Origin of the sequence: Haloarchaeobius sp. FL176 (assembly GCF_024609245.1) — an archaeon.
Taxonomy (GTDB): Archaea; Halobacteriota; Halobacteria; order Halobacteriales; family Natrialbaceae; genus Haloarchaeobius.
Window position 1 is genome coordinate 17,352 of record NZ_JANJYH010000017.1, and the last position, 25,434, is coordinate 42,785.

Sequence of the window (25,434 nt, forward strand, 5' to 3'; positions counted from 1 at the left end):
GACGACTGTACCAAGGGACGCACGCATCCAGTCTTCACCCCCTGACCCACTGGCTCACGGTGTGAGCCACCACCACGGAGTTATTTACTGCTCGACACAGAACTGTCAGTCAACTGTATGGGGGGTGAGGACGTGACCGAAGCGGAGCGGCAGACAGTCGCGAAACGGGTCGAGTTCGTGGAGACGCTCTCGGAGGAGGGACCACTCCACCCGCACGAGCTCGTCGAGGTGTTGGGCCACTCCCGGTCGACGGTCACCAGGGCACTCAGTGAACTCGATGAGGCAGGGGCCGTCGAGAAGGGCGACGACGGCTATCGTGCGACACAGGCTGGGCGGATCGCGGCACGGGAGTATCGACGGTACCAGACCCGGTCTGCAGCGGTCCTCTCCACGAAGGAGCTGCTCGCAGCAGCACAGACGGGCGAGGAGTTGTCCGCCGATCTCCTGACCGGGTGCGAGACGTTCGAGTCGTCGAGCGAGTCACCGCTCCGGCCACTCGAACGCGTCACCGACCAGCTCCGTCGGGCAGACACCGTCCGTGCTTCGCTGCCGTCGCTGGGCTATCCGTCGCTGCTCCGAACCCTGCAACGACGAGCAGCCGACGCAGGTGTCGACAGCGACCTCGTGTTCAGTCCGGAGGGACTGGACTCGCTGATACGACGCGACCCTCGGCTGGTGGTACGACTGGCCGACACGGAGTCAGTCTCGGTATCGACGGCGGACGTGCCAACGTTCGGACTCGTGATCACGTCGACCGACGACGAAACGACCGTTTCGGTCGTGCTCTACGACAGCGACGGGGCGCTCGAGGGCGTCGTTCGAAACGAGACGAGACTCGCAGTCGACTGGGCTGATCGACAGTACGAACAGGTACAGGCAGCGGCCAGCGAGGCGACGGAGGAACTGGCTGTCGCGAAGCAATCGCTCTCCCGGGACGGTGGCAGTAGCATCCACGCCGGGCAGTCGACACAGCCGGCAACGGTGGACGCCGACGATTCGGACAGCCCAACGGCGCATGCACTCCCGGAGCCACTCGCGAACGAGGGCTTCATCGCGCTCTCCCGGGCGTACGTTCAGGGGAGAGATGAGACACCGCCTGCGGTCAGCTGGCGGACCGGGTTTGGACTCGAAGATGTCTGGAATGGCCACGCTGTCGAACGGGAGGCCCCCGGAGACGCGTCCGGCACGATGACCGAGCTGTTGCTGTCGTCGCTTCGCGACGGCACGGACCAGGTGCTACTTGGCCCACCCGGCGCCGGCAAGAGCACGGTGTGTAAGTCGGTCGCGTGGGAGTGGTGCAGCCGCGACCTCGGCCCCGTCCTGTATCGGTCAGGGGGGACAGCCGAGACGCTCGACGCGACCACGCTGCTCGAAGCGTATCTTCGAGAGAGAGACGGGGAGACGCTCGTCGTCGTCGAAGACGCGATTCGTGAGCATGCGAACGCAGTGTTCGAGGTACAGCGGTCGCTCGCCGAACTCGACGACGTGACGTTCCTCTTCGATGCCAGAGCGAGTGAGTGGGAGCCCACAGACGGTCTCGCCCTCGATTCGCGACCAGGGGCGTCCCAGCGAGCCGGACTCGAGACCGTGCGGCTTCCCGCACTGGACGAACAGGAGTACGACCGATTCGTCAGACGGTTCGAGACGTTACTGGACATCGATGTCGGGGTCGACGGCGACGCGCTGCAGGCGGAACTCGCGGAAACCGCGGATGGAGGCGATGACACCGTGGGCGCCCCGTTGTTGCTCGGGCACTCGCTCGCACAACGGGTGGACCCACGCGTCGACACAGAAACCGCCACCCCGACCAAGCTTGAGGCGACGGCACGGCAATTCGTGCAGTCGCTGGCCGACGACGAGAACCAGCTCAGGACCGACCTCGCGGTCCTGTCGAACGTTCTCAATGCCACCGATATTCCGGTCGCGCGCGAGTACCTCCACACAGTCGGGGCAGACAGGGACGACGTCGAGGACGCCATCGCATCGCTCGATGGCACCGTCCTGTTCGGGCTGCAGGCGACGGGCTCGCCGACGTATCGCACCCGACACGAACTCTGGTCGGTGCGCTTTCTCGAACAGTTCTCCGACGTGGTCCCGCTCGCACAGGCACAGGCGACGTTCGGCCGCTGCGTGACGAACCTGCTCTCGCTCGCGTCGAACGCGGACCTGCGCGCGCGGCTCAAGCGGGAGCTGGACGGACGCACGCCCCGACTCAACCAGGTCACAGCTGACCCGGAGACGTGGGCCGACGAACTCGTGCGTCGCGTCTTCACGCTCGGTGTGACGAACTCCTCGCTGCAGCCACTGTACGGGTCGACGGACGACGGGTTTCTCGACCTCCCGTCGGACTGCTCGGCACTCGTCCGCCACAAGCAGGGCTACTGGCGTGGGATGATGGCCGTCAAGCAGGGCGCGCTCGATGACGCCGAACGCGAGTTCGAACACACCCGGTCCGCAGTCGAGGCGGACGAGACTCTCTTAGCAACGGAGCTGGCAGAGGGACGGCTCGCTGCCAAGCGCGGGCTCGCGAGAGTCGCGATGATCCAGCGGGAGACCGAGACGGCACGTACGACCCTCTCGGAGTGTCTCGAACACGCCTCGGAGCTCGGCCATGTCCACACACAGACTGCGGTCAGATTCGAACTCGGTGGGCTGGCGTGGTCTCGTGACGAGCAACAGGACGCGAGGACTCATATGGAGAGAACTCACACACTCGCCAGCGAGCACGGACTCGAGCAGCGTGCGGGCGAGGCGCTCGTCGGCCTCGGAACCATCGACCAGGCACAGGGGGCGTTCGAGGCGGCGAAACGCCGTCTGGAAGCCGGGGTCGAACGGATGGACGCTACCAGCACGAGCCGGGAACGCGGCAACGGCCTCGCCAACCTGGCCGGCATCGAGCAGCGCCAGGGTGACCTTGAGGCAGCCGAGCGGCACTACGCCGAGGCGCTGGAGCTCTTCAGAGACACCGGACGGACGCTCCTCGTGTCGCGGACGCTCAACGGGCTCGCGTCACTGGAACGAAAACGGGGCGAGCTGAACGAGGCTGAAACGCTCGCCGAGGAGGCGCTGTCACTCGTCGACGAGCGTTCGCCGTGGCACGTGTCGAACGCACTGGTGACACTCGGCTGGATCGCCCACGACCGTGGTGTGACCGAAGCCGCAGAGGCCCGGGCGCGGGACGCGCTCGACACGGCCGAGGGCAACGACCTGCCGCGAGCACAGGCCAACGCGACCCGGCTGCTGACGCGAGTCCACCTCGACCGTGGCGAGCTCGACGCGGCCGCCGCCAAGCTCGAGCGCTACCACGAGCTCGCAGACCGACTCGAGAGCCGGGCGAAGCGTGCGGACGCAACCCTGTTGCGCGCTCGTCTCGAGTACCAGTGTGGCGACCACGAGAGCGCGGCGTCGAACGCACGGCAGTGTCTCGAAACGTACCAGGAGCGAGGTGACGTCCACAGGGTCGCGTTCTGTCTCCGCTTCATAGGACTGGTCGAACTCGACCGGGGTAACGTGGAGGCCGCAACAGCAACACTACAGGAAGGCTACGAGACAGCGTGCGAGAGCGGCGCAGCCCGGACGATCGACCGGCTCCGGACGGCAGTGGAGCGACTGCCCACCGACGAAGTCGAACTGGATCGTAACCTCTGCACTGATGACACGTAGAGTGAACTGCTCAGTGGCGGTACAGCGCTGCTTGAACACCGGGAGGGACAGAGAGCCAAAGACCGTGTCGTGGGGGACGGGTAACTCCGTTACCGGTCTTGGACAGACCTTGCCTCGCTACCCATAATATGTTAGATATCCTTAAATAATAAGTATATTGGCTGTCATACAAAGCGTCCCTGCCGACGCCTCTTGATCCTCGTTGATGACCTTCGACGGGTGGGGGGTCACAGTTTCACTCGCCAACGGTTTCGTCAACCCGAAGAACAGGGAATTCGACGCGATTAGTTGGGAAGCGGTATATTCAGCTCACACGCTTTTGTGACACCTACTAGTTATAGCACTATGGCAGGTAAGAAGGAGCCGAACGTGGGATCGCTCCCATGTATGGTCTGCGGTGAATCTCATAACTACCTCAATACGGCTCATATGGGGACCCACGATACAGGTCAACCGCAGAATATTGCGGAGTATCGGGATTGGGCTGCCGAGAATGCTGGTCTCGACCGTTCGCATCCCGCGATCGATTCGAACCAAATGCTGAAGCCGCAGCTGTGGCGCGAGAATCGGTATCTCTTCGACGGCTGGCAGGACTGGAACTAAAACAAGTGGTGACAGTTTCAGGAGATACGTACTGAACAGGAGATTCGGGTCGTCTGTGAAAGAGAACCTGTTTGATGTGGCAAGCTCAGGGGAAAAATTTCTCACTCCGAGACGTGATTTGTCGAGTCCCCGTCAGAATGGCCATGCGAGATACAGAGGGTTTGCTTAGCACGGAAACTGCGTTATGTTCTCTATCTGGATCCTGAATCAACCGATAGAACGTGCCTGCGTATCTATCAGTCTCAATCAGAGAACAGAAGTTACAGGACTACCACAAGTAACCATGGAAATCCGTCGCCTTCCCGCCGATGAGGCAGTTGTTCGTCGTTACATCGAAGACCTCTGGCTACCCTATAATCGTGAACTCGAAGGAATTGTCGACTCCTTTTCGCTTGCCGAGGACGTTGACATCGTGGCGAAGGAACTCGAGCATCGACTCAGTCGCCACGAAACGGAGAACTACCAAGCATGGGTCGCCGTCAACGGATCGCAGGACGAGGGAGACCTCGCCACTACCAGCGGTGACTTCGTCGGCTTCGTTACGACTGATATCGACGAGTCCCCGACTGTCTTTGACCGTCCTGACCGGCTTGTCATCTGCGATATTTACATCAAGAAGCCGTATCGAAGCACTGGTTTATCCCGGGAACTGGTTGAACGTGCGAAACGGCGGGCCTGTGAGAGCGGATGTTCCGAACTTAAACTTGAAGTCGATGTGGAGAACGAACGTGCCCTCGTATTCTATGAAAAACTCGGGTTCGAGCCATCTCGTCACACGATGGTCGCCACCGTAGCGGGGAACTGATCCCGTCCAACGAAGTGCTTACGTTCACGAGATATACTTATGCGGCACTGCTCAATTCAGACCCTGTATTTAGCACAGCCGCTGTAACCTATCATAGATTGAGGGCTTCAACAAGGCCCCAAATGTAGTTCCAGTCCATGGTGAGACGTTCGAATTGCCGTCAGTCAAATCGGGTCGAAAACATCGAGGGTTAGGATTCCGGCGATGCGTATTGGAGTTAATCAACAAACGAGGCATCCACCGACGGATGTTGGTTAGCACTGCATCGGCAGGCAACCCGGAGTTGTCCGGCCGAGGTTGTGGCTGCGCGCGCAGCAGAGCGAGCACGGAGCGGAGGGCGGGGAGGTGACTGGTGGGTGGTGGCCTTTGAGTGATTCGAGTAGAGAAATCCGGCGCGTAGCTGTATCGCGCTAGTAGTGGACGTCAGCTGGGACGATCCACAGCGGTTCGGACGAGTCCAGAACGCGGTTAAGGTGTGCCCGGTTCCGAATGCCGTTCGCGTGGCCGTCGTAGAGGAACAGCGAGTGTCCGCGGCACGACCCGATGTTGCTGCAGGCATGTCGAACGAACCCCTTGTCGTGCATCAGCTCCTCGACGGTCATCTCGTCAAGCGATTCACGGACCTTCTCGAGGTTGCGTTCGAACTCCGCGACGGTCGCATCCCAGCCACGCTTGAGCAACCGTGCGCCCTCGTGAGACTCGACAGGAGTCGCGACTGACCGGTCGCCCCAGCGGGCCTTACCAGCGACTGCAGCGTCTTCGTCGTCGAACGTGACGTAGTAATCGAAGACGGGCCGTTCATCGAGCTTCGCACCGACCAGCCTGTCGAACGTCACCGTCGCCTCTTCGAGTGCTTCTTCCTCGGACTCTGCTTCGACGAGTGCGTAGATTATCTGGTGCATGGGATCACACTCGCCAGCGCGTCGACGGGAACTCGGAATCGTATGGCTCCATCTCGCACGCTGGCACCCTGTTGCCAGCGCCACAAACTGGCTGCGGTCGCTTAGTCGAACAGCGACTCGTTCTCGAACTCCCGTTCACCGTCGCGGAAACTCAGCTGGGAAGCATTCGTACAAGGGATTCGTAGGCGAGAGCGGACGAGACGGCGTTTTTCAAACGCTGGTCCGTGGGATGTAGTTGTGGAGCGCCTCGACGGCATCTGTGACGAGTGCTTCTGCTAGCTCCCCCTGCTGGTCGTCGAAGTCACGGTGCTTGATGGTCGTCACGTACCACGGTGAGATGTAGGCCTGCGTCTTCGACCCGCCCCGAATCCACGCGTCGTTTGGAACGCTGATACCCTCGGGATGATCCGTCGTCGTCATTCCAACGGCGACACACTCCTCGGTAGCAAATGGATGCGAGTCATCGTTGACGACGAGCCACGGTCGATATGCAGGCCCAGATTTTTGCGGTGCAGGACCCCACCATACCTCTCCACGACTGGCCATCTAGCTGTCCTCGCCGTCCACGTCGACACCAGGACCCCACTCTTCAGGATTTTCGGGGCCGAGCTGGTACGTTGCGGCGCGAGCGGCTGCCATCGCCGTGAGTGACTTTTCGATATCCTCGGTCTCGGCGATTGCCCAGTACTCTCCTCGGTGGCGAACGAGCCCCCGGTCCTCGAGACGCGATAGTACCACGCCGACACTTCCGCGCGCAACCTGTGTCGCGTCGTGGATCTCCTTCGGCGTGTAGGCCTGGTCCGGAGAGGAGGCGAGGAAGGAGAGGATCTCCTCAGCGTTTGTTTTACCGCCCGCTCGGAGTTTCTCGACCGGGCTATCTTCGAAGCGCTCGATGTCGATGGGCATGCACATGAGTATGTAATCGGATGTAATAGGTGTAACGAGCAATCGGTTGGCTAAAGCGACTCCTCGGTCTCGAACGCCTGCTCACCGTCGCGGAAGCACGGCCAGCACGGCACGCCCGCTGGAAGTTCGTGACAGTCACAGTCGTCTTCATCAACGGATTCAGAATTCGAGTGCTCGACTGGTACCAGACCGCCGTCAGTCGCGACGGAGTTTTGTCGTGCAGCACCGAGGACCGGACCCCTGATGGCTACGGCGACGCGGTGCTTGCACGCACCGTCGAAGCGTTCGTCGGCAGGACAGCTACACGACGACGGAAGCCCGTCGACGACCCGCACCAGATACCGGTGTGCGCTCGGGTCGACGTGGCTGCAGTTGGTCACGAGCACGCCTTCAGGGATGAGCGTGAACTCGAAGGCCTCGTACTCGGCGCGGCGACGCACGCGTTTGGTGAACTCGAGTCTCGTCAGTGGATGCGTTTCGTTGGTGGGAATCAGTACTCACCTCACCCCGCAGGTGAGGATAAAATAGGGCGACTGTCATGACCCCGAATAGTTAATTATCTTTGAGAGGAGGGTAGAAACCATGCACGACAGTGGTGAAAACTTGGTCTACTATCATCTTCCAAATGATAAGGAATTCTCGTTGGAGTTTGTGAACCCTGATCGCTCGGTCGTCGAAGATCAACAACAAGGAATAGAAGGCCGGACACTTGTTCGAGAGTATGAATTAGAGCAAACAGTCTATGCATTGTATACCGCTCGACAACAAGCACTGGGCCCTGCTGAGGATCTGGACTACGACTTCAGTGCTGAAATGGAATCTTTCGATGCAGTAGACCGAACCATCGCCATCCGAATTCTGGGGTTGTTCAGAACGATTATTGACCAAACGTATGAAGAAGAACGAAAGAAGCTACGCGCATACAAACGGGTCGACCTCGATAAAATTCCTGATGCCTTGGGCTACGTGAATTGGGACGGAACCGTCCCGGAGATTGGCGGGTCGCTCCTATCAAATCTCATTTTAACACACCCGCTCCCGAACGCGAACCATCGGACGTCGCTAGCCTTGCTTGAGTTGTACATCCAAGCCCACAGGTACGGGTTTGATCTTCCTGAGATGGCCACCGAAGAGTTCGAGTGGAGAGGGTGGGCAAATCAACGAATTCGAGAATCGAAACGGCTTCTTACGGTTCGCCGGAACGCGAGCATATTTTATTACCTGTGGAAATTCGGTTGTGACGTTGTCGAACGGAAGGGTTCGATTCAGATTCGACTGGAAACTTACGCGCTAGATATCCCTCAGCACATCGCGTACGACAAGTACGGCTCCGAACATGAGGAGCTTTGTACAGACTTGACGGAACAGATTCTCTACCGAGAAGAGTACTCAGAACTGGTCAACGAAGGCGGAATGACAAAGAAGCAGTTCGCGAAGAGACTTCGAGAAATGCCTTAGTCTTGGAGGTGTGCAACGGACCGACCGACATCGTCAACACGCCTACTTGCTTGCAGGTCGTACTTTTCTTCCAGCTTTTGGACTGCTTCGTGAATGCTCATAGTGGTTTGCCTCAATCCGCTCCTTCTTTCTATTCTTTTCGAATCAGTGCGCTAGCCGAGGCACCAGTAGGGTGTCTTCTCTACCTTCTGCTAGCGCGTCCTAGGGAATAAGTCTACTCCCCCTACTAAGCTTCACGACGATCATCGATATGCAGCTCAGCACACCGCTTCAGTGGTTGTACATAGCACTGAATCCTCAACAACGGCTATTCCAGTATCAGATAATCAGGATCGGCTCGTTCGAGCCCCCCAACGAATCAGTACTCACTTCACCCCGCAGGTGAACATAAAATCTCACTCGGCGAGTGCGCCGAGCCGCTCACGGTGGTTCCGAACCGTCGCTGTCGACGTGTCTGCCGCGGCCGCGACTTCACGCTGGGTCAACCACTTCGAGCGCTGTCCGGCCACGTACAGGCAGGCCGCGGCGAACCCGGAGGGCTGGACGCCGTTGGTCACACCCGCGCGTTCGGCATCGTGTGCGAGTTCGAGCGCACGTCGTTGGAGCCTGTCGGGAACATCCAGATTGGATGCCAGCCGCGGAACGAACTCGCTGGGAGTCATCGGTTTCGTCGGCAGTCCCAGCTCGACATTGAGCGTCTTGTACCCGCTCTGGATTCGGTCCTCTTCGACCCGCGCAACGCTGGCGACCTCTTCGAGCGTCCGTGGAAGGCCGTTACACCGCGCGACAGCGTAGACACACGCCGCCGCAATCCCTTCGATTGATCTGCCTCGAAGCAGGCTCTCGGACTGTGCCGTGCGGAACAGCGAGCACGCCTGGTCGCGGATCGAGTCGCCGAGGCCGAGCGCACCCGCGATGCGTCGAATCTCGGTGAAGCCGTGCATGAGGTTCCGGTCCGCCTTGGTCTCACACCGCCCGCGAGAGTGTTCACGACGTAGTCGGGAGAGCTGTCGACGCTTCCGGGTGGAGAGGCCCTTGCTATCGGACTGGTAGCCGATTTTCGTCGAGAGTCCGCGGTCGTGCCGAGATGCGGTCAGTGGTGCGCCCGTCCGTCTTTGGGTGTCTTCGTTGTACGATCCCCACTCGGGGCCACGGTCGATCTGCCGTTCTCTGACAACGAGGCCACAGTCCTCGCAGGTACGCTCCGTCGAATCGGCCGTGATTCGGCCGTCGCATTCGGGACAGCTGTTGGTAGTTCGGTCGAGCGAGACGTCTTCGTCGAACGTTCGTGGATAGATGTCGCTAACAGGCATTTTCGGTAGTCCTCCAGGAGTATCGCCGATTTGACGACACCCCTCACCCATCAGGGGTCGATAAACTGTGCTGCGAGTGCGGGCTAGGACGTCTCCGGGGAAAGATAGAAGCCATTATCACGATAATCATTACGCAGATAATGACCTTTGTCGACAGGGATGACGAACTCGCCGCGCTCGAGCAGAGCCTCGAATCGCAGGGCCACGGGTTCTACGTCGTCTATGGTCGACGGCGTGTCGGGAAGACGGCGCTACTCAAGGAGTTCTGTCGGGACCGTCCCCACATTTACTTTCTCGCCGCACAGGAGGTAGAACAGCGCCAGCGCGAGAAGTTCGTCGAACAGGTCGCGGGCCACTTCGACGACCGCGTCCCACGCATCGACGGATGGGACGAAGCATTCGAGTATCTCGGGGAGCGACTCGCGACCGACCCAGCCGTCGTCGTCATCGACGAGTTCCCATACCTGGTCGAGGAGAACGACTCGCTTCCCTCGTACGTGCAGGCGTTCGTGGACGAACAGCTCCAGCACACTGAGTCGATGCTCGTCCTCTGTGGGTCGAGCATAAGCACGATGGAGTCCGAGGTGCTCGGCCACGAAAGCCCGCTGTACGGCCGTCGCACGGGACAAATCGACCTCCAGCCGTTCTCCTTCCAGCAGGCCCGGGCCGTCATCGACTACGAAATTGCGGACGCGATCCGATCGTACGCCATCACCGGTGGGACCCCGATGTACCCCACACTGTTCGACTCCGATCAGTCACTCGGCGAGAACGTTCGAACGCAGGTCCTGTCGCCGACGGCCGTCCTGTACAACGAGCCCGAGTTCCTGCTCCGGACCGAGTTGCGGTCCCCCGCCCGATATCTGAGCATCCTCGAGGCGATCGCGACCGGTCGGACGACCCCGAACGAGATCTCCGGGGCGACCGGTATCGACTCGGGGCCGCTGTCGAAGTACCTGCAGACGCTTCGGCGGCTCCGGTTCGTCGAGCGAGAGGTGCCAGTCACGGCGACTGGGAAGACGTCGAAACGCTCCCAGTATCACGTCGCGGACGAGTTCTTGCGGTTCTGGTTCAGGTTCGTCGAACCGAACCGATCCAGCATCGAAGAGGCACCCGGGCTAGTCTTCGAGGGGACGATCGAGCCGAATCTCCCCGACTACGTCGCGACGACGTTCGAATCTGTCTGTCACGAGGCGGTCTGGGAGGCAATTCGACGTGGAGAACTCGACTCCTACGCCAGCATCGGGCGGTGGTGGTACGGCGAGGACGAAATTGACATCGTCGGTCTCGCCCCCGACGCAGATCGAGTGCTCCTCGCCGAATGCAAGTGGACTACAGAGCCAGTCGGCCATGGACTCGTCGAGTCGCTGTCGAACAAGGCAGAGCGCGTTCGATGGGGACCAGATGACCGGGACGAACAGTTCGCACTCTTCTCGAAGAGCGGATTCGTCGACGGACTCAGAGACGAACTCGACGACAACTGGTCGTTGTTCGACCTCGCAGATATCGAAGAACTACTCTCGGTTCCATCGGAGTGTTAAGCAGTACGAGCGCGGATCGATCACCACATCGGCGACGATGCCGAGACTAACTACTAGATAGAATGGAGACTGATCCTCGCCGTCGGTCTCGGCGACAACAGGTGACTGTTCAGTCGCGCGAGAATCCACGAACTGGTCTCGTTGCAATCGTAGGAACCTCGTCAGGACGAATCCAACGACGAACGTAGCGGTACCGAACTTGCTACGATGTATCGAGCAACGACCGGGCACGCTCGACGTAGCTGTTTTCGTTCCAACTCCGTGCGTCGCTGATCTGGTCGAGGAGTTCGAGCGCGCTGGTCAAGGAGATGGTCCCAGTCTGAACCAGCACGGAGAGCAGCGTTGGCGTCGTCACGAGTCGTGTCTCCGCCAGCGAGGCGTGGATCAACCCGATTCGGTTGAACTCGTCACACAGCAGCAGTTCTGCACCGGTATCGTTCGCGAGGGTCACGGCCGCATTCTCGCCGTCGTCAAGCGGGAACGCGGAATCGAGCGCAACCGACTGTATCGTCACGTCGTCCGTTCGGTCGAGGACGGCCGATGCTGCTCGTCCATGAGAATCCTCGTACGAAGCGACGTCCTCCAACTCGTCGACGACTACCATCGGTAGCAACACTTCGTAAGTATCGAGACAGTTCGAAAGCGGGTCGATCTCCGCGTCGGCGACGATGCCGAGGCTCACGAGGCCGGAGGTATCCGCGACTAGCACCGTCATCTACAGGTCTGCTACGTCGTCCACGTAGCCCTCGTCGAGTTGTTGTTTCAGCACACGGAAGTTGGCCGCCTCTTCGGCACCGACCAGCGCTTTGAGCTGCTCGAACGAAATTTCGTCGTCGTAGTACGCAGCCGCAATCTCCTGCGTAATTGCATCGTCGTGAGCGGCATCTTGCAGATACTCACGGAGTGCGGTGACGAGGATATCGGTCCGGTCTTCACCGAGAACCGCCGCGAGCGCGTCCGTTCTATCGACCAAGCGGTGCGGAGCCCGGAACTGGACGCGCTTCTTATCTGAGCTCATCATGTGTACATTGTGAGCCAGCGACCTTAGCCGTTTTCGTGTGTACAACGTGAGCCAGCACGTGAGAGTTCTTCACAGTCATACTTCCGTTTCGACCGCGCCGATGATCTCTCGACCCGTCGCTACGATTCGCTCCAGCCGCTCCTGAATCGTCTCCGCAGGCTCACCGTCCCACGCAGCGGCGTACAACGCGCTTCGTGAGGCGTCGAGGCCGAAGTACTGCGAGGAGACCACGTAGGCCGTACTCTCGGCTTCGACCTCGCGCTTCTCACGTTCGTCCGCGCCGTCGATGTCGAAGTGGAGCAGGGAATGGGCGTACTCGTGGGCGAGGACGCTCGCGACCTGCGCCGCGTTGTCGTCGTCTCTGACTTCGACGAGTAGCGAGCAGTCGTACGTGCTCCGTTCTGTACAGACCCCCGCTGCACTCCCATGGGACCACTCCTCGGGAGGAACGATGTTCACCCGAACGCCGAGTTCCAGCCCGGCTTCCAGCAGTGCGTCCAAGAGTTCGTCTCCCGCACCATGCGCCGCCGTATCGAGTTCGGGCAGTGGCTCGCCTTCGGTCTGGGAGACGTCGAAGACGGGAACGGGCTTGAACCCCACGAGCCCCTTTTCCCACTCCTCGGGTGGTGTCTCCTCGTACGCACAGTCACTGTTCGTGTGGTAGGACTGCGAGTTCCCACAGCGGGGGCATCGCTTCGCGATGATGGGTGCCCAGATCCAGATCGCCGACTCGCCCTTCGAGACGTGACGGTCGAACTCGTTCTGCCACGTGTTGTAGCCGGCAACTTTGGTCGCCTCGGGACACTGGTGCTTGATCAGGAGCGTGTTCCGGTACGAGTAGTCGTGGAACCGCGACTGGACGTCCAGCCACTCCTGGAGTTCCGCGCTCGCTCTCGCTTCGTCCGAGAGCTCGGCGAACTGTTCAACCCACGCTTCGAGCGAGTCGTGCATCTCGTCGCGACGGGTGTCCGAGTCGTCGAACTCCGTTCGCCGCGTCTGTAGGTGGTCGGTCTCGGTACTGTCGGTCTGAGTTCTCTCGCAGGACATCGATACTCTCCGAGGAAGTCATTCGGCCTCCCTCACCCGACAGGGGGAGTGATAAATGAGCTCGGTAGCGACGAGTCGAGAGCGTTGCTGAGAGAAATTCTGGAGGGAGACAGGCTACTCGTCCAGCTGCCGAATCTCCGGGCCGTAGTTCCACTCGTACCGGTACTCGTCAGGATAGACGAGCTCTGGCGCCGATCCCCAGAGCGCTGCTCGACGGTCGTCGAGAAATCGGAACGAGCACTCGATCAGACCGTTGGGCTCGACGGGGAGGGTTGCATCGACGGGCACGGTTTCGTCGATATCCGGCGGGGGACGGAAGTGCTTGCGGTCGTTGTGCGAGTTGGTGTGTCGGTCCCACCGGCATTCCCAGCTAGACCCGTCCCATCGCTCCTGATAGTACAAGTTGTAGTCCCCCGACAGCAGGAGTCGTAGTTCGAGTCGAACCGCCGAGATTGGATCAGGGTAGTGTGAGGGGTAGAAGTGAGCGATTACGCGGTCGAGCTTCTCTGGTGGGAAGGTGTCGACCCGTTGGATGAAGGATTGTTGCCCGAGCTGTTGAGCGAGCAGTCGCATCCGCTCTTCGTTGAGGTCGTCTGGCCGACCCATGCTCAGGCGGGTTGCCAGTGGTTGCCGGCGCTGTCGTCCTGCTGAGACTGGAGGAGCGCCCGTCGTATGTCGCGAGTGCGACGGCGAAGCGTCCGAATCTCACTAAGCCGATCGTAGGTGTCTTCGAGTTCGTCGAACGGCACCTCCGAAAGCAATCTCGCGTCGACGTCGCCCCCATCGAGTCCGTCGGTCAGCTCTTCAAGACGAGTCTCGTGCTCGTCGAGCAGCGACTCGAGCTCCGTCTCGGTGTACTCCTTCGTGAGTCGGTCGACACGCAGGAACTCGAAGTACGCCTCGTTTCGCTCGTACAGCACTGGGTCGCTGCTCGTCTGATCGACGACTCCCATCGAAGCCAGCCATTTCAGATTCGTTCTGGCTCCGCCCGGCGAGCAGTCGGCCCGGTCAGCAATCTCAGTAACCGAGGTCGGTTCGGTCAGCCCAGTGACGACCTCGTACACACGCTCCTTGGTCGACCGGTCTGCGACGCTCTCTGCCCACGAGTCAGCAAATGACCCAGGCATGTCAGGCGGTTCGTCCGAGGCGTCGTGTTCTGCCATCGTGTCCTCTGTTTGTATTTTGCCCCATAATATTCTTCTGGTGCCTAAATATATGCTTTCTGTTGGTGGTGTGTCGTCTCAGTTCTCCCAGTAGAGTTCTCAGTCTCCCGATTCCGGCGAGCCAGTCAGGATGAAAGTACGCGAATAAATCACCGAGCGGAAAGTCCGGTCAGTCAATCGACGGACGAACCGCTCCGTTTGCGGAAGCGGTTCGACGATGCCAGCGTCGACGAGCGACGATACACCTATTATCGGCGAGTGTCAAGTGTTATCATGCCACGCCTTCTTTGCGTGGCGGTTAATATCATGAAGGGAATACAGGGCGGAGTCGCGGTCGTCACTGGTGGTGGATCGGGAATCGGTCAACAGTCGTCGCTTCGGTTCGCCGAGGCGGGTGCGAAGGTCGTTGTCGCCGATGTCGACGAGGACGGTGGCCACGAGACGATCGAGATGATCGAGAGTGACGGCGGCGAAGCGACGTTCGTCAGGACAGATGTCACCGACTCCGACGATGTAGACGCGATGGTACAGACGGCGCTCGACGAGTACGGTGGGCTGGATTTCGCACACAACAACGCCGGTATCGCGGATGAGGGGGCTCGTCTCGCCGAGTATGACGAAGCCGAGTGGGACCAAATGATCGACGTGAACTTGAAGGGAATCTGGCGGTGTCTGAAAGCAGAGATTCCGGAGATGGTCAAGCGCGGTGGTGGCGCCGTGGTCAACACCTCGTCAGTCGCTGGCGTGAGCGCGAACGGGAGTGCACACTACGCCGCCAGCAAACACGGTGTAATTGGATTGACTCGACGGGCGACGGTTGACTACGCCGAAGACGGAATCCGCTTCAACGCCGTCTGTCCGGGCGTCATCGACACGCCGATGGTCCAGCAGGCAGGTGAGGACAACACCGAGGAGATGGAGCGCATCACTGCAGCTATCCCTGCAGGCCGTCTCGGTGACCCCCGGGAGATAGCCGACGCCGTCGTCTGGCTCTGTTCCGAGGAAGCTTCGTACGTAATGGGACAGCCGATGATTATCGACGGGGGACTGCTGGTGCAGTAGAAGCGACCACCAGCACGATTTTCGGTCGGTTCGCACTTCCCGTTACGGACTCGTACGACGTGTGCCCATCAGCTGAAAGAGGTCGTGGCTGCGCGCGCAGCGAGCGAGTCGAACGGAGGGACGGAGTGAGTCTCGCGAGCGAGCACGGAGCGGTGGGTGGGGAGGTGGGGTCGCGGTGCCAGGACGACAAATGCCATCCAACCGGACCAATGAGGACCCGTCCTCTGGCCCCCGAGCGATGGCAAAAAAAGAGCCGATGGTGGTCGAACGGGCTCAGTCCCGGAGCACGTCGAGCCGTTGCTCAGTCGACCCTGCGCTAAAGTCCGCGTGGGTCGCCGTCCCGTTTCGCGGGCTCGGGCCGTCACCGTGTTCAAGCACGCGCACCTCCGACTGCGACGTGCATGCCAACGTTGGCCGGCCGCCGTACCAGCCGACCTCGCAGTTCAGGAACCTGACCCGGTCCCCCTCGCGGAGCACCGTCCCCACTTTGGAGCGCTTCCATATCGTCAGTTTCGCCGTTCCTGAGCCGTCTTCAAGCACGCCGACCTGTTGCTGGTTGACCGCCGCCGGCTGGTAGAGCGTCGTCACTTCGGCTTCGACGTTCGCCTGGATGGTGTACTTGGGATGGCCCATCCACTCTTCGATGGTCTCGATGGGCTGGATCGCATCCGTCCCCTTCGCCACGTCTTCGTTCGTCTGGAGGACGGCCGCCGTCACCCCCGTGCCCTGGCACGCAACCTTCTCGGCGAGCTGTTTCGCGTAGGCCGCCCGAGTTGGGCCACGGAAGCGCTCCGCCAACTGCATCCCGTATCGGTTCACCCCTCCCAGGGTCTCGGCGTCGAGTTGTTCACGCGGGTCAACGGCCGGGTCACCACCGCTGCCGAGCACGCCCCGCTCTCGGAAGTCACGGACGCGTTCGCTGGCTGCCCGCTCCGTCTGCACCCTGCACGACCGCTCCCGGTCGACGCCTACTTCCCCAGCCGCCAGTGCTTGTTCTCGATACCGCTCCAGCTCCTGTTCCTCACCCAGCCGCCGTTCCTCCGCTTCGAGCGTCGTCCCGTACGGGTGGTCCAGGTTCGCCTTCCGGCCCCAGTCGTAGTCGATTCGACCCTGCTTCTCGAGTTCGACCGTGGGTCGCAGCTCAGGTGCGTGTTCCCCACAGGCCGCCTCCGCCAGCACTTCGCTTTCGTCCTCGATGGCCTCGCCGAGCGTCAGCTGTTCAGTCGTCTGTTCGGCATCCGAAACTACATCACGAGTTGCGTTTCTACTAGACATTGGAGTGCTAAGCTCCGAAGGCGCTCACTGAGCGTCCACAACCGCGACTCCACTCGCGGTTTTCTGCACTGCATCACCGACCGGCCAGACACGTCTGCGCGCTCTCGCTCGCGCCTTCGCGAGCGCCCCTTGGGCGCGAGCGAGAGCGCGCCGTGGACCAGAAACAACCAGCACCGCGCGGCGACCCGTCCGGAGCGAGCGGCCAGCGGAGTAACCGTGTGGGGTGAGCACCCACGGCGCGCAACCCCCCGCGGTTACCCGCTGGCGTCGAGACCAGATGCCCGGAACGGGCGCGGGCGGTGCGGAGAGCGCCCGCACGCCCGGACTGGTCGGTCGTGAGCGACGCGGAGGGCGGCACGCGGCGAGCGGTGCGTGCCCTAAAGAGACACCAGTCTTCCGCCACGTTGCTCGGCGAACCAGTCACCACCTTGGTGGACTTAGAAAGGGCGAGGGCGCCTCGGTCGTCCCCCGACCCCGCAAGCACCGCAGGCACGAGGAGCGCAGCGAGGTTCCCGTGAGCTGAGCGAACGGGAGCAAGCGAGACGCAGTCTCGCGTGGTCGCGGGATGCCGAGCGGCCGAGGGCTTTCAGGAGTCGTCGCCGTCGCTGGGTGTTTGGCATCGCTACTCGTAGACGGAGATTCTACACTGAAGCCCCGACGGTCCGCTCGTCGAACGACTACTCGTCGAGGCGCTGGAGCAATTGGGTGACGTAGGGGCTTTTCTCCCAACTCCGATGGGGGCTGATCGCCGTGACCAGTGTACGGGCCTCCACGTTGGTCATGTGTCCGTTCCGGGCGTAGTCACAGATGAGCCGCGGTGTCGGGGTGATTCGTGGCCCCTGCAGGACCGCGTGGATGAGTGGGAAGTTCGTCCCGCCGAACTCGTCGGTGAGGAAGCCGTCGCCGTCGAGCGCGTTCGCGAGGACGATGCCATCAGTCTCGCCATCGTCGAGACCAAAGGTTGGGCGCGAGTCCGGGGTCTCGTCGTGTTCGTAGGGATCCTCGACGGTGTAGTGCTCGCGGGCCGCGAGGACGTTGTTCGCAGCAGCAGCGTGGATATCCTGATACTGTGTGATGTCGCGGAGCTCCGAGACCACTTCTGGCGACACGAACACGTCACACGATGTGAGCAGGTACTGGAATGGGTCCGGTGTGTCGGTCCCGACAGCTGCGTCCGCACGAGGCACTGCCAGACTCACCAGCGCGCTCGTGTCAGCGACGACCGACCGCAGTCGATAGCCGCTCATCGGTCGTCGTCGGTTGTGGTGTCGACCGTCGTTCCGTCGCCGTCGTAGATGTCGACGTCATCGGGGGGAGCGAGGTCGAGTGGCTCGTCCTCGAGGTCCGCTTTGAGCAGACGGAGTCGCTGGGCCGTTTCAGCGCCGACCAACTGCTTCACCGTCTCGAACTCGAGCTGGCCATCGTAGTACTTCGTCGCAACCAACTCCTGAAACGTCTCGCTGTCGGCTGTGTCTTCGATGTACTCCCGAATGGCCTCGACGAGGAGATCCGTCCGGTCTTTGTCGAAGAGGTCGGCGATGGCATCGAGCCGGTCGACAAGGTACTCCGGCGACTGGAAGTGAACCCGTCGCGGCTCGTCGCTTGCACCCATTCTATGTGCAAGTCCTGCACATGGAAACATAACTGTTTCGCTGAATGTGCAAAGCCTGCACATCGAGGCTCTTGGAACGGGACGGTCTCGCCAGTCTCAACCGTGGTCCTGGGCGGTCAGCTCTTCGAGAAATCAGCTGGTTGCAGTCACGATACGAACTCCGTCAACACCTTCGCGAGCGCCACTAGGCGCGAGCGAGAGCGCGCCATCAAAGGGACAGAACCAGCACCGCGCGCCGTCCGCCCGGGCCGAGCGTCCATCGGAGTAACACCTCAAGGTCAGTACTGCACTACCCGTGGTGGGGCGATGGCAGAGTTCGCGACCGGAACGTTGGCTTAACTATTCTTCAGCTCGTCGCGCGCCTCCGCAAACCGGACGGGGTCGGTTTCCCCATCGGCGGCCATCTCGTTCGCCGACTGTAGCTGTGAGTTGATGAGCGTGTTCTGTTGGCGTGACCACTCGGCATCATCGTGGGTGCGGACATACTCCGCCCACTTTTTGATCATGGCACGCCGTTGCGCAGCGTTCTTGCGCTGGCTTTCTTCAAACTCGTTTGAGTTCAGCATAGTGGTCCTCGACACCGAGTTCTTCGACGTATTCTACGAGCTGCTCCGTGTTAAATCGTTCCTCGAAGGTCAGATACAGGTGGAGGGCGTCCTCAAAATCTTTCCCAGTTGTTGACCCGGCCGCCTGCGCAAGCCGGAGTTTGTACGCAATCTGGAGTTCGATCGGACTGATCCTGATCTCACTCTCGTCGAGTTCGACGGTGAGTGCGTTCGAAATGGCCTCCCGTTCGACATCGTTCGAGACGAACCAGGTTTCGAAGTTCGGGTACATCGCACCGTCTTCAGCGATGCGGATTCTGCTTCCTTCGTTCAACATCGAATGCATCTCGTCGAGCGGCATCGCCATTCCCCAGTATCCCGCTGCATCGAGTTCCGCAACCAGTTGCTCGGTCTCTGGCTCAGAAAGGGGCTCGATTATCACATCGATATCCTCTGTTGCCCGCGAGCGTCCGGTGAGAATTGCGACGTAGCCACTGACGATGACGTACTCAACGTCACACGAATCCAGTACCTGAACGAACTCGAGTACGTCTGTGTCGAGGTCTGAGAGTGTCCGGGAGATCGTGAGGGTGTCGTTATTGAGTTCCATCAGTTACTCTTGTGGAACTGGAAAACGGGCTTCCAGTTTTGTGGTTGTTCTGGATGTAGCGTACTCATTCATCTGTTGAATACTGTTGGTCGGCTTCATCCCCGCCCTGAAGGGCGAGGCTTTCGCCTCGAATTTTCCGCGAGGAGCCGGCACGCTTTCCGAAGCTGGAGGAGTGCACCATCCTCGATATCGAGTCCGGACTCGATTTGGGTTGGTCGGTAGTCGAACGCGGCCTGTGCGTCGGCGATGAGCTGCTCGATCTGCGTGCTACTCATCAGTCAACACCGTTTTTCGAAGCGACTGGAGTTCGTCAGTTCCGTACACCGTGATTCCCTCTGTGAGGATTTCATCGAGTTTTGATTCGGAACGGTGTGCGCTCTCTAGTGATTCGACGAACGGTTCGAACTCGAATCGATCGCCGTTGAAGCGTTGCTCACCCAGGTCGGCGAGCACGTCCGTGACAATGCGTCGGGCACTCGTGCGATTGCCCTCGACGACGACGAAGAGGTCGATGTCACTCTGTCGGTCTGCCTCACCACGTGCGACGCTCCCGAAGACGACGATACCAGCAGCTTCGTCGATATCGTCAGCGTCAGCGATCGCTGTGGTGACCCGGTCGACGAACGCCCGAACCGGCGCGTGGAACTCGGACTGTCGAATCCCGAGTATGGGATCGTCTTTCTGGAGTCGCTCGTGGTTGACGGACACGTAGTTGCGTTGTGGGGATTTCCGAATGGTGACCGCACCCACATCGGCGAGTAGATTGACGGCTCGCCAGACGGTCGAGCGGGTGGCACCGGTCGCGTCGACGAGCTCTGGAATCGTAAATTCCGTCTCGTGTGCATCGGCCAGCAACTGAATGATGTCGTCTGCGACCCCCACCCGAAAGATACCGGTCTCGGTCTCTGGATGGACATCGATACAGACGCTTATATCTCGTTTCGTCATTTCGGATAGTGTCTGATTGTGCGCAATGACATATAAACCTGGTCTGCACGTCTTTCGAAGATAACTTCCAAAGATGGCGCTGCAGTCGAGGGGGAGCAGGGCTCGGTCAGTAGCGATGAAGCCCGAACCGTAATCGATGGGAAGATCGAAACGAGGTGGTATTGTCCTCCAGATGCCTACGCGAAGATCGTCCAGAAACTCGAGGAGCTTTCGACGTTGTTGACTCCCGTTCACAGAGCCGCTTGGCTAAGGCTCACGACAGTAACCCGATGAGTTAAGCCAGCCAGAGAACGGCGGACACACCGGACGACAAGCCGTCACCGATTGTCTCAACCAGCAGCGAACCAGAAGACGCAACGACCGGTCAGCGACTGGTTCTACCCGTCCACTGCGGGCGGGACTGAAAGGGGCCGAGCGGAGGACGAACCTCGGGGAAGCTCCCGTGAGTGAGCGCTAGCGAGCGAACGGGAGGCAGCGAGACGACGCAGGAGTCTCGCCAGCCAAGCACCGCAGCGGAGCGAGGAGCGCAGCGAGCCGCGGGAGTCCTCCGCTTGGGGGCTTTCCAGATAGTAAACTCGGTCAAAACCAATTTAATTTATATAGTACTCACTAAAATAAAACACACTGCACAATGTCGAAGCAGACGGAGTCAGCGACCGAGCTTCCGGTTCCGAGGCACGAGGACCGGACGTACATTCGCATTCGACCGACGGACACGGAACTGAGCGCGGGGACCGTCGTCACGCAGCTGGGACGACTGCATCGCAAGGAACTCCCGAACGACAGCTCGTGGTACAAGCGGCGGTTCGCCTCGACGACGCCCACGTTCGAGACGCTGCTCGTCAGCGACGGGACGACCACGTCGTACTACGCGGGCGTCGACAGTGAGCTGGCCGATTCCACGACGCGCGTGCTGCGGAGTCTCTATCCGGACACCTACGAGTTCGAGTCGATCGACTGGGCGCCGGATCGAACGCTCGTCGACACGGAGCGTCTCGCTGCCGTCGAGTACGTGGGACAGGTCGAGCGCTGGAAGGACTGGCAGACGAAACTCACGGAGTTCGAGTCGTTCTTGACCGACGAGCACGCGAGAATCCCGCTCGCGACGGTCGTCGAGACGATGGCCGACGTCGACGTCCCCATGGTGTATCAGGCGCTCTTCCGGCCGCGTGCGGACTGGACCAATGGTCGAGACGAGCGCATCTACGGCCTCGAGAATCGGTACGAGACGGCGGGCCAGCAGCTCTCGAACGCGCTCTTCGGCGCTCCGGAGGACCCCACGGTGCCGCGGGCCGACGAGGCAAGAATCGAGGAGCTGGAGGAGCGGAACCCACGACGGTCGTTCGACGTCACGGCGCGACTCGCCGTCGCGGCCCCGAAGGACCGAACGCCAGTCGAGGAGATCGCCCACGACCTCGTCGATGCGTTCGGGCACGTGAGCCACACGACCTACGAGATCGAAGGCCGCGTCAGAACCGACGCCAAAGCGAAACGAGTCCTCGACGATATCCGGAACCGAACCACGTACGAACCAACCTACAGACGCCTGCGAAAGCGGCCGTGGCGTCGCCCGGAGAGCCGCGGCATCGTCATGGACGACACAGAGCTCGGCGCACTAACGGTTGTGGACGGAGCTGCACTCACCAACGCGGGGGATCGAACCGTCCAGCCGACGCCGGGCGAGCGCCAGACGCTGCAGCGCCCGGCGCCGCCGATTCTCGACGCGTATACGACGAGAGGGCTCACACTCGGCAAGCCACTCACGGAGGACGCCTCGAGTGCGGACGAGCCGATTGCACTGCCTGAGGAGCTCCAGCCGATGCACGTCGCGTGGTTCGGGAAGACTGGCTCCGGTAAATCCACAGCCCTCACGTCCGGAATCCTCGACAATCATCAGGCCACAGATGGCGCAAGCATCCTCATCGATCCGAAGGGCGACGGGATGGCAACGGACTACATGCGGGCCCACTACGCGAAGTACGGCCACCTGAACAACGTGCTGTACTTCGACTGTGCGGAGACCCTGCCCGCGTTCTCCTTCTTCGACATCCGCGACCAGCTCGACGCAGGCATTCCACGGACGACCGCGGTCGAGGACAGCGTCGATCACTACCTCGAAATTCTCGGGCAGGTCATGGGGACCGACCGGTTCGAGCGTGCCGTTCGCTCCCCGGACGTGATCCGGTACATGGTAAAGGCGCTGTACGACCCGGTGAACGGCAGCGATGCGTTCTCGCACAGCGAACTGCACGCTGCGGTCCGCCAGCTCCACGAACGCCAAACTGCGCCCGCTGTTTCGGACCCGGACCTCGAACGGATGCTTTCCGGCGTCACGGCGAACAGTGCCCGGTCGTTCGACGAGATCATGCAGGGCGTCGCGAACCGCATCGAGAAGATTCCCGTCGACCAGCGTCTCGCCACCATCTTCGACCACGTGCCCCAGGACGATGACCCGCACTTCGACCTCGTCGACTACCTCGACGAGAACGTCGTCATCATCCTCGACACGGGCTCGCTCCGCCCGGCCGCCCAGCGAGTGCTCACGTTGGTCGTGCTGTCGAACCTGTGGACGGCGCTGCGACGCCGCCTGCGACAGTCCGACGGCGACCCCCCACTCGCGAACCTCTACATCGAGGAAGCCGCCAGCGTCGCCGTCTCGGACCTCCTGCAAGAGCTGCTGGCACAGGCCCGCAGCTTCGGCTGTTCGGTCACGCTCGCGATGCAGTTCCCCGCCCAGCTCAAAGAAGAGAGTGGCATCTACGACGAGATCCTCAACAACGTCTCGACGGTCGTCACGGGGAACGTCCCTCGCGACCGGGAGCTCGCCGCCCGGTTGGCCACGGACGATATGGACGCCGAAGACGTCGGGAACCGCCTGCGTGCGCTCCAGCGTGGCCAGTGGATGGTGAAACTCCCGGCCGCCTACGGGCAGCCGGAGCCGCGCCCGTTCACTGTCGAGTCCGTCGCGCCACCCGCAGGCCACCCGGCGCACGACCACACACCCAGTCGGTCCGAGGAGTGGGAGTTCCAGGACGCGAAGCTCGACGTCCACGAACGGACGCTCGAGACCGCGGGGCTCGTGCTCGGCTCACCGAGCGTCCGGACGGACGACGCCGAGGAGGACGTGGACGAGTCCGAGGATACTGACGTCGTCGACGAGAGCGCCCGCGTCGACTCCGCACTGCCGTACACACAGCGCATGCCGTCGACCGTCGACTACGAAGAATCGATTCACGCCCTCCGCTGTACGGAGTGCGAGAACAGGTACGACCCCGACATCATGGGGATGAAGCGCGCCATCTCGTGCTGTTCGTCGCTCGATGACACTGACAGAGACGACATCCCGGTGTGCAACCTCAACCTGAAGCTCACGCCCGAGGAACGCGCCGTCTCCGGGTGGTCCACGGACCAGTTACTGTTCCTCCAAGCGGTGTACAACGCCCAGCAACTGCGGTACGACACGCTGGAGTACGACCTGCTCGACGACTCCATGATCCGGTTGCAGGAGTACGTCGGTATCGACAGCGGGGACGTGCAGGACCTCATCGACGAGGACCTGCTCCGGCACGATACGGACCACCCCCACCGGCTCTTCACCGTCTCCCCCGACGGACGGAAGACCATCGGCGAGAGCTACCGCCAGGGCGTCGACTACGGCCACGGCGCTGGCGACCTCGAGGAATCGAGTCACCACGTGTTCGCGATCGAGGTCGGTCGACTGTACCTCGAACAGGAGTACGCGAGCAATCCGGAGTCACCGGTCGTCGAGATCGTCCCCTACCACGACATCGACGAGGGACGCCGACTCGACCTCGCTGGCGTCGACGCGGACGGCGAGATTCTGGTCGCTGCAGAGGCCGAACGGGTCAACCACGACATCCACCGCGCCGTTCCCGAGGACTTCGACAAGATGGCCGACTGCGGCGTCGACGAAGCCATCTGGTTCGTGACGAACCGCCGCGCGGGGCACGCGGTGCTCTCAGTACTGAACGACCCACCAGAGGGCGAACCACGCGTCGAGAAGACCTACAGCGAGGGAACCCCGCCACAGCAGTTCACCATCGATACCCCTGGACTGACCGCCATCTATCCACTCGGACACGTCCAGGGAACGTTACTCGACAACGACGACAGCGACACCGGGTAGCAAGAGTTGGGCCACCGGAACCTGAACGCCGCTCCGCCCGATTCAGTCGGACGTCGTCGACGATTCGTGAGACACGGACATGCCAGTTTGACGCACATAGAAATTCAACTTTATCACCATACTGTCCGAGTGGTTGGACACACTGAGACAGCGAGCAACTATCGAAAACCGGCCGCGATGCGCGCGGCGTCTCACCAAGCACGGAGTGACCCAACCGGAGCCGATACCCGCACTCACCGACCACCAGCTCGAACGTCACGGTGAGCGACCACCACCGACCAAGCCGGATCTTCACACTCAGGACTCGCCGTCGAGGCGCGCCCACCGCCGTCGATAGCCGCGCTAGTTCACTCTCCGTCGTTTCACAACCGGCCACAACACCCGCAAGAAGGACGCTATCGCTGTGATGAAGATGAATGTGAAACGCGACTGGAGACACGGACCTCGACCACCCCCGAAGCCCATATCTCTGTTTCCAGCCCCTACAGCGTCCGAACTCCTTCGATCCGGAGCCACCACTCCACCGTCGAACCGAGACGCTCCCCACCTCGCAGTTCGCGCGTCGACAAAACCGCCCGACTCGAACCGAATGTGAAGATTCGAGCCACCAGACCAACCCGCTCAGAGCGCAAAAGGAAACACCACCAAATCACGCTACATACACTCATTGGTGGCCTTACCCTCCGAAAACAGCGAGACACAGCTCTCACCCACTCGACGGCCGAGCACACGACTTTCTCGACAATATTCTCACACTCGGCTTCCTTACGGGTTCTTGCGGGTGATTTCGACGGTTGTGAACCTACGCACGGA

23 protein-coding genes are annotated in these 25,434 nt (G+C 61.1%); 7 read left to right on the plus strand and 16 right to left on the minus strand.

Annotation, left to right across the window (positions count from 1 at the left end; all coding sequences use genetic code 11):
• Nucleotides 1–117: 117 nt before the first annotated feature.
• The 3 genes from NO978_RS18735 to NO978_RS18745 all read left to right on the plus strand — a co-directional run bounded on the left by NO978_RS18735 (nucleotide 118) and on the right by NO978_RS18745 (nucleotide 5,071).
• Nucleotides 118–3,663, plus strand: coding sequence for a tetratricopeptide repeat protein (locus NO978_RS18735; protein WP_257301058.1), 3,546 nt, complete (start codon nucleotides 118–120; stop codon nucleotides 3,661–3,663).
• A 345-nt stretch (nucleotides 3,664–4,008) separates the two neighbouring features.
• Nucleotides 4,009–4,266 carry a hypothetical protein gene (locus NO978_RS18740; protein WP_257301059.1) on the plus strand — a complete coding sequence of 86 codons (258 nt, stop codon included), beginning with the start codon at nucleotides 4,009–4,011 and terminating at the stop codon, nucleotides 4,264–4,266.
• Nucleotides 4,267–4,549: 283 nt separating this feature from the next.
• Nucleotides 4,550–5,071, plus strand: coding sequence for a GNAT family N-acetyltransferase (locus NO978_RS18745; RefSeq protein ID WP_257301060.1), 522 nt, complete (start codon nucleotides 4,550–4,552; stop codon nucleotides 5,069–5,071).
• A 410-nt stretch (nucleotides 5,072–5,481) separates the two neighbouring features.
• On the opposite strand, the gene NO978_RS18750 is transcribed toward NO978_RS18745, so the two are convergent.
• The 4 genes from NO978_RS18750 to NO978_RS18765 form a co-directional block, all read right to left on the minus strand.
• Nucleotides 5,482–5,973 carry a hypothetical protein gene (locus NO978_RS18750; protein ID WP_257301061.1) on the minus strand — a complete coding sequence of 164 codons (492 nt, stop codon included), beginning with the start codon at nucleotides 5,971–5,973 and terminating at the stop codon, nucleotides 5,482–5,484.
• Nucleotides 5,974–6,183: 210 nt separating this feature from the next.
• Complete coding sequence (locus NO978_RS18755) at nucleotides 6,184–6,519, minus strand: type II toxin-antitoxin system PemK/MazF family toxin (RefSeq protein WP_257301062.1); 336 nt, start codon at nucleotides 6,517–6,519, stop codon at nucleotides 6,184–6,186.
• On the minus strand, nucleotides 6,520–6,879 hold the full coding sequence (locus NO978_RS18760; RefSeq protein WP_257301063.1) for a helix-turn-helix domain-containing protein: 360 nt from the start codon (nucleotides 6,877–6,879) through the stop codon (nucleotides 6,520–6,522).
• 50 nt (nucleotides 6,880–6,929) lie between these two features.
• Nucleotides 6,930–7,319, minus strand: coding sequence for an SWIM zinc finger family protein (locus NO978_RS18765; RefSeq protein WP_257301064.1), 390 nt, complete (start codon nucleotides 7,317–7,319; stop codon nucleotides 6,930–6,932).
• A 142-nt stretch (nucleotides 7,320–7,461) separates the two neighbouring features.
• Between NO978_RS18765 and NO978_RS18770 the strand changes: the two genes are divergently transcribed.
• A complete protein-coding gene (locus NO978_RS18770; protein WP_257301065.1) occupies nucleotides 7,462–8,337 on the plus strand; it encodes a hypothetical protein in 876 nt (291 codons plus the stop codon).
• A gap of 395 nt (nucleotides 8,338–8,732) precedes the next feature.
• Here the strand turns inward: NO978_RS18770 and NO978_RS18775 are convergent, their stop codons facing one another.
• Entirely contained in the window at nucleotides 8,733–9,650 is a 918-nt protein-coding gene (locus NO978_RS18775) for a transcription initiation factor IIB family protein (protein ID WP_257301066.1), read from the minus strand.
• 140 nt (nucleotides 9,651–9,790) lie between these two features.
• Between NO978_RS18775 and NO978_RS18780 the strand changes: the two genes are divergently transcribed.
• Nucleotides 9,791–11,191: an ATP-binding protein gene (locus tag NO978_RS18780; RefSeq protein WP_257301067.1), complete on the plus strand. Its 1,401-nt coding sequence runs from the start codon at nucleotides 9,791–9,793 to the stop codon at nucleotides 11,189–11,191.
• Between the two features lie 202 nt (nucleotides 11,192–11,393).
• On the opposite strand, the gene NO978_RS18785 is transcribed toward NO978_RS18780, so the two are convergent.
• From NO978_RS18785 to NO978_RS18805, 5 genes are all read right to left on the minus strand, one after another.
• On the minus strand, nucleotides 11,394–11,906 hold the full coding sequence (locus NO978_RS18785; protein ID WP_257301068.1) for a hypothetical protein: 513 nt from the start codon (nucleotides 11,904–11,906) through the stop codon (nucleotides 11,394–11,396).
• Nucleotides 11,907–12,209 carry a hypothetical protein gene (locus NO978_RS18790; RefSeq protein ID WP_257301069.1) on the minus strand — a complete coding sequence of 101 codons (303 nt, stop codon included), beginning with the start codon at nucleotides 12,207–12,209 and terminating at the stop codon, nucleotides 11,907–11,909.
• A gap of 78 nt (nucleotides 12,210–12,287) precedes the next feature.
• Nucleotides 12,288–13,163: an ArdC-like ssDNA-binding domain-containing protein gene (locus NO978_RS18795; RefSeq protein ID WP_257301105.1), complete on the minus strand. Its 876-nt coding sequence runs from the start codon at nucleotides 13,161–13,163 to the stop codon at nucleotides 12,288–12,290.
• A 210-nt stretch (nucleotides 13,164–13,373) separates the two neighbouring features.
• Nucleotides 13,374–13,865 carry a hypothetical protein gene (locus tag NO978_RS18800; protein WP_257301070.1) on the minus strand — a complete coding sequence of 164 codons (492 nt, stop codon included), beginning with the start codon at nucleotides 13,863–13,865 and terminating at the stop codon, nucleotides 13,374–13,376.
• Between the two features lie 2 nt (nucleotides 13,866–13,867).
• The gene (locus NO978_RS18805; protein ID WP_257301071.1) at nucleotides 13,868–14,422 is read right to left on the minus strand and encodes a hypothetical protein; all 555 of its coding nucleotides are present in this window, start codon (nucleotides 14,420–14,422) and stop codon (nucleotides 13,868–13,870) included.
• A 306-nt stretch (nucleotides 14,423–14,728) separates the two neighbouring features.
• On the opposite strand from NO978_RS18805, the gene NO978_RS18810 reads away from it, so the two are divergent.
• The gene (locus NO978_RS18810) at nucleotides 14,729–15,484 is read left to right on the plus strand and encodes a glucose 1-dehydrogenase (RefSeq protein WP_257301072.1); all 756 of its coding nucleotides are present in this window, start codon (nucleotides 14,729–14,731) and stop codon (nucleotides 15,482–15,484) included.
• Between the two features lie 273 nt (nucleotides 15,485–15,757).
• Here NO978_RS18810 and NO978_RS18815 read toward each other — a convergent pair whose 3' ends face one another.
• The 6 genes from NO978_RS18815 to NO978_RS18840 form a co-directional block, all read right to left on the minus strand.
• Nucleotides 15,758–16,759 carry a hypothetical protein gene (locus NO978_RS18815; protein WP_257301073.1) on the minus strand — a complete coding sequence of 334 codons (1,002 nt, stop codon included), beginning with the start codon at nucleotides 16,757–16,759 and terminating at the stop codon, nucleotides 15,758–15,760.
• 677 nt (nucleotides 16,760–17,436) lie between these two features.
• Nucleotides 17,437–18,006, minus strand: a complete 570-nt coding sequence (locus tag NO978_RS18820) for a hypothetical protein (RefSeq protein ID WP_257301074.1) — start codon at nucleotides 18,004–18,006, stop codon at nucleotides 17,437–17,439.
• Entirely contained in the window at nucleotides 18,003–18,371 is a 369-nt protein-coding gene (locus NO978_RS18825; RefSeq protein ID WP_257301075.1) for a hypothetical protein, read from the minus strand. The genes NO978_RS18820 and NO978_RS18825 overlap by 4 nt, the downstream gene beginning before the upstream one ends.
• Nucleotides 18,372–18,706: 335 nt before the next feature.
• A complete protein-coding gene (locus tag NO978_RS18830; RefSeq protein WP_257301076.1) occupies nucleotides 18,707–18,937 on the minus strand; it encodes a hypothetical protein in 231 nt (76 codons plus the stop codon).
• Entirely contained in the window at nucleotides 18,915–19,526 is a 612-nt protein-coding gene (locus tag NO978_RS18835) for a hypothetical protein (protein ID WP_257301077.1), read from the minus strand. The genes NO978_RS18830 and NO978_RS18835 overlap by 23 nt, the downstream gene beginning before the upstream one ends.
• Nucleotides 19,527–19,793: 267 nt before the next feature.
• Nucleotides 19,794–20,474: a nucleotidyltransferase domain-containing protein gene (locus NO978_RS18840; protein WP_303647383.1), complete on the minus strand. Its 681-nt coding sequence runs from the start codon at nucleotides 20,472–20,474 to the stop codon at nucleotides 19,794–19,796.
• Between the two features lie 631 nt (nucleotides 20,475–21,105).
• On the opposite strand from NO978_RS18840, the gene NO978_RS18845 reads away from it, so the two are divergent.
• Nucleotides 21,106–24,621 carry an ATP-binding protein gene (locus tag NO978_RS18845; RefSeq protein WP_257301079.1) on the plus strand — a complete coding sequence of 1,172 codons (3,516 nt, stop codon included), beginning with the start codon at nucleotides 21,106–21,108 and terminating at the stop codon, nucleotides 24,619–24,621.
• Nucleotides 24,622–25,434 lie beyond the last annotated feature (813 nt).

Excerpts from the sequence above, each read along its gene's own strand:
- NO978_RS18735 (WP_257301058.1), top strand. The coding sequence starts at position 118 with ATGGGGGGTGAGGACGTGACCGAAGCGGAGCGGCAGACAGTCGCGAAA.
- NO978_RS18740 (WP_257301059.1), top strand. The coding sequence starts at position 4,009 with ATGGCAGGTAAGAAGGAGCCGAACGTGGGATCGCTCCCATGTATGGTC.
- NO978_RS18745 (WP_257301060.1), top strand. The coding sequence starts at position 4,550 with ATGGAAATCCGTCGCCTTCCCGCCGATGAGGCAGTTGTTCGTCGTTAC.
- NO978_RS18750 (WP_257301061.1), bottom strand. The coding sequence starts at position 5,973 with ATGCACCAGATAATCTACGCACTCGTCGAAGCAGAGTCCGAGGAAGAA.
- NO978_RS18755 (WP_257301062.1), bottom strand. The coding sequence starts at position 6,519 with ATGGCCAGTCGTGGAGAGGTATGGTGGGGTCCTGCACCGCAAAAATCT.
- NO978_RS18760 (WP_257301063.1), bottom strand. The coding sequence starts at position 6,879 with ATGCCCATCGACATCGAGCGCTTCGAAGATAGCCCGGTCGAGAAACTC.
- NO978_RS18770 (WP_257301065.1), top strand. The coding sequence starts at position 7,462 with ATGCACGACAGTGGTGAAAACTTGGTCTACTATCATCTTCCAAATGAT.
- NO978_RS18775 (WP_257301066.1), bottom strand. The coding sequence starts at position 9,650 with ATGCCTGTTAGCGACATCTATCCACGAACGTTCGACGAAGACGTCTCG.
- NO978_RS18780 (WP_257301067.1), top strand. The coding sequence starts at position 9,791 with ATGACCTTTGTCGACAGGGATGACGAACTCGCCGCGCTCGAGCAGAGC.
- NO978_RS18785 (WP_257301068.1), bottom strand. The coding sequence starts at position 11,906 with ATGACGGTGCTAGTCGCGGATACCTCCGGCCTCGTGAGCCTCGGCATC.
- NO978_RS18790 (WP_257301069.1), bottom strand. The coding sequence starts at position 12,209 with ATGAGCTCAGATAAGAAGCGCGTCCAGTTCCGGGCTCCGCACCGCTTG.
- NO978_RS18795 (WP_257301105.1), bottom strand. The coding sequence starts at position 13,163 with ATGCACGACTCGCTCGAAGCGTGGGTTGAACAGTTCGCCGAGCTCTCG.
- NO978_RS18800 (WP_257301070.1), bottom strand. The coding sequence starts at position 13,865 with ATGGGTCGGCCAGACGACCTCAACGAAGAGCGGATGCGACTGCTCGCT.
- NO978_RS18805 (WP_257301071.1), bottom strand. The coding sequence starts at position 14,422 with ATGGCAGAACACGACGCCTCGGACGAACCGCCTGACATGCCTGGGTCA.
- NO978_RS18810 (WP_257301072.1), top strand. The coding sequence starts at position 14,729 with ATGAAGGGAATACAGGGCGGAGTCGCGGTCGTCACTGGTGGTGGATCG.
- NO978_RS18815 (WP_257301073.1), bottom strand. The coding sequence starts at position 16,759 with ATGTCTAGTAGAAACGCAACTCGTGATGTAGTTTCGGATGCCGAACAG.
- NO978_RS18820 (WP_257301074.1), bottom strand. The coding sequence starts at position 18,006 with ATGAGCGGCTATCGACTGCGGTCGGTCGTCGCTGACACGAGCGCGCTG.
- NO978_RS18825 (WP_257301075.1), bottom strand. The coding sequence starts at position 18,371 with ATGGGTGCAAGCGACGAGCCGCGACGGGTTCACTTCCAGTCGCCGGAG.
- NO978_RS18830 (WP_257301076.1), bottom strand. The coding sequence starts at position 18,937 with ATGCTGAACTCAAACGAGTTTGAAGAAAGCCAGCGCAAGAACGCTGCG.
- NO978_RS18835 (WP_257301077.1), bottom strand. The coding sequence starts at position 19,526 with ATGGAACTCAATAACGACACCCTCACGATCTCCCGGACACTCTCAGAC.
- NO978_RS18840 (WP_303647383.1), bottom strand. The coding sequence starts at position 20,474 with ATGACGAAACGAGATATAAGCGTCTGTATCGATGTCCATCCAGAGACC.
- NO978_RS18845 (WP_257301079.1), top strand. The coding sequence starts at position 21,106 with ATGTCGAAGCAGACGGAGTCAGCGACCGAGCTTCCGGTTCCGAGGCAC.